General features: G+C 44.5%; 1 protein-coding gene. It reads right to left on the bottom strand.

Annotation, left to right across the window (positions count from 1 at the left end; translation table 11 throughout):
• Positions 1-584: 584 nt before the first annotated feature.
• Entirely contained in the window at positions 585-1,871 is a 1,287-nt protein-coding gene (locus HMPREF0240_RS23120; protein ID WP_035314765.1) for an IS30 family transposase, read from the bottom strand.
• Between the last annotated feature and the right edge of the window lie 448 nt (positions 1,872-2,319).

The raw sequence follows: 2,319 nt of genomic DNA, 5'->3' as shown, positions 1-2,319 counted from the left end.
GTGCTTCTTGAACCCCCGCTGCCGGACAGACGGGGAAAAACTTGATCACCGAATCAAGTTTTTGCTGAACCCAGCGCGGGAAATCATCAGATTTCCCGTGATGTGTTCAGCGTACCCGTCTGTCCGGCAGCGGGGGTTCTAGAAGCACTTGACCGCACGGGTGCATTTCGCAACGGCATATACAGCCCCAGTACCTTCCCGGTATCCCTGTCATTAAGCGTCCCCGTCCGTCAACGAGACTGAAGCTCGTTGTCTAAATCCCGATTTGGTGGATAAACTGCAGCGAAATATTAAATATAGGTGAAGTGAAAAGTTTATTTCCACTTTGAAAACGGCAAAAAGAAAAGTGGCAATTACTCTTACAAAAAGAGCGATTACCACTTTTGGTATTCCTAAAAGTAGAATTAAGTGATACAATCAAGAAGAGAAATAACAAAGCTGTCTGCTCAGAAAGGGCTTTCTGGGCATGTTAAGAAAGCGGACTTTAGACGTGTTTTTAAAGGGGACAAGACTAAATTCCACTTGCTGGGACGTATATATTCCTGACAGCCGCCTGTTATTTCTTTCTTTAATTTCAGCTCTTATCAATCTTTCTTCTTCAACAGATATGGTCTTAAGGTTACTTGATCCTTATCAATCTGTCGGATGCCGAAAGCAAGCAGTCTTTCATAGAGATCATGGTACATAAAATCGGCAAGCTCCAAAGGGCTCTTGCCACCGAGCAGTTCGACAGGAGCGGAATTGACATGGCTGAGAGCCAGATTCAAAGCTGCCTGGTCGGTCAGCCCCAATTCCCTTAAGTCAGTCCCTTTAGGGAGGATGTAGCGCAGTTCGATATGCTTGTTCTCCAAAGTCCCTTTCTGGCCGGACTGCATGGGATCGCAGTAGTACACCCGTGTCCTCCTAGTGCCGTCGGGACTGTTTTCCATTGCTTCGGCTGATGAAAATTCAGTTCCCCTGTCCGTGAGCAGGACATGGACATATTTGCGAAACAAAGCCTGCCCAAGAATGGATTCGAGCAGGTCAACGCCGTTCTTCATGGCAAGGGCAGTCTTATCCTCGTGATATATGGCGAGAAGGACGCCTGCCCTTACAAATTTAAAGGTCTGGATAAAAGGCCCGTTCGTCTCGTTGTTATATACGGTATCCATCTGTGTCACAAAGACGTCAGGATTTTCAGAAATATATTCCTTATAGTCCTTGTAGGTTCTGCCTTGCAAGTGTTTCCTGTCGGTTCGTTTCTTATAACCCTTCGATTTCTTTTTGGAGATTCTTCTGGATACCTGTCGTCGTAAATCCAAGACGGTGATCCCGGCAATCTCGTGAAAGACATCATTTTCAATATAGTTGTAAAGAGTTTTTTCGGAAATGCCCAGTTCGGGGTGGTTTGTGACAATCTGATAAGGGGACTGACCCTGTTTCAATAGTGGGGCGATGATAGCAGCCATGGCCTTTGCTTCGTGTATAGTTAGATTTACGCCTTCCCGGGAATCAACAAGGGTGGTATAGTAATCTAATTGTGCGTCCTCGGGGCAGTACTGATACTTATCGAATCTGCAGCGGGACCAGTTAGAGCAGCCGTTGCAGGCACCAGGGGTGCGGTCGCGCCTTGAACAGCGGAAGGGAATGTAATCAGGGCAGTCGGCGGTACACTGGCGTCCGAAGGCACACTTGCGGTAGTTATTGCACTCAAGAGGCATTTTACATTTGTGTGTAAGTTTCCTATGGAGTTTGATCTCCTTTCCGATCGTAGATTTATCCTTACCAAGAGTCTGTGCGATAGCGGTCTTTGTAGAACCGTTGGTAATACCGGTAAGAATGATACGTCGTTCCTGCAGCGTCAAATGGGAAAAAGCATTTTTAGGATTCATATGTATACCAGCCTTTCCGGCGGCCGTCTCATATGATAAGTGTAAGACTAAATGCAACATTTGTGGAGATGGAAGTAGGAGAAAGACTAAAATCCACTTTGCCCCCTTCAAAGTGGAAATAAACTTTTCACTTCACCAATAAAAATTTTATATAAATTATGACTTGCAATTTTGGGGAAAATCCCATATAATTTGGATATTCGGAAATACGCGTATAATGGTTCAGCGTGAGATCAGGCCAGGTCTCACGCTTTTTATTTTGCCGAAAAGCCTGCGCAGACGGTGTTACTGTTTACAGATTTGCCAGTGAACAGTAACGTTTATGGAAAATGTTAACCGTATAATTTCAATGAAAGAATAGGAGTATAAAAAATGGAATTTTATATGAAACTACCAAGAAATAAAAAGGAATTTACGCTGTTCGTGGCCGTTATTTCTATAATATCGG

Origin of the sequence: Clostridium sp. D5, assembly GCF_000190355.1 — a bacterium.
GTDB classification, from domain to species: domain Bacteria; phylum Bacillota; class Clostridia; order Lachnospirales; family Lachnospiraceae; genus Faecalicatena; species Faecalicatena fissicatena_A.
This window is presented reverse-complemented; position numbering and strand designations above follow the sequence as displayed.

Coding starts and splice junctions, on each gene's coding strand:
- HMPREF0240_RS23120 (WP_035314765.1), bottom strand. CDS start 1,871: ATGAATCCTAAAAATGCTTTTTCCCATTTGACGCTGCAGGAACGACGT.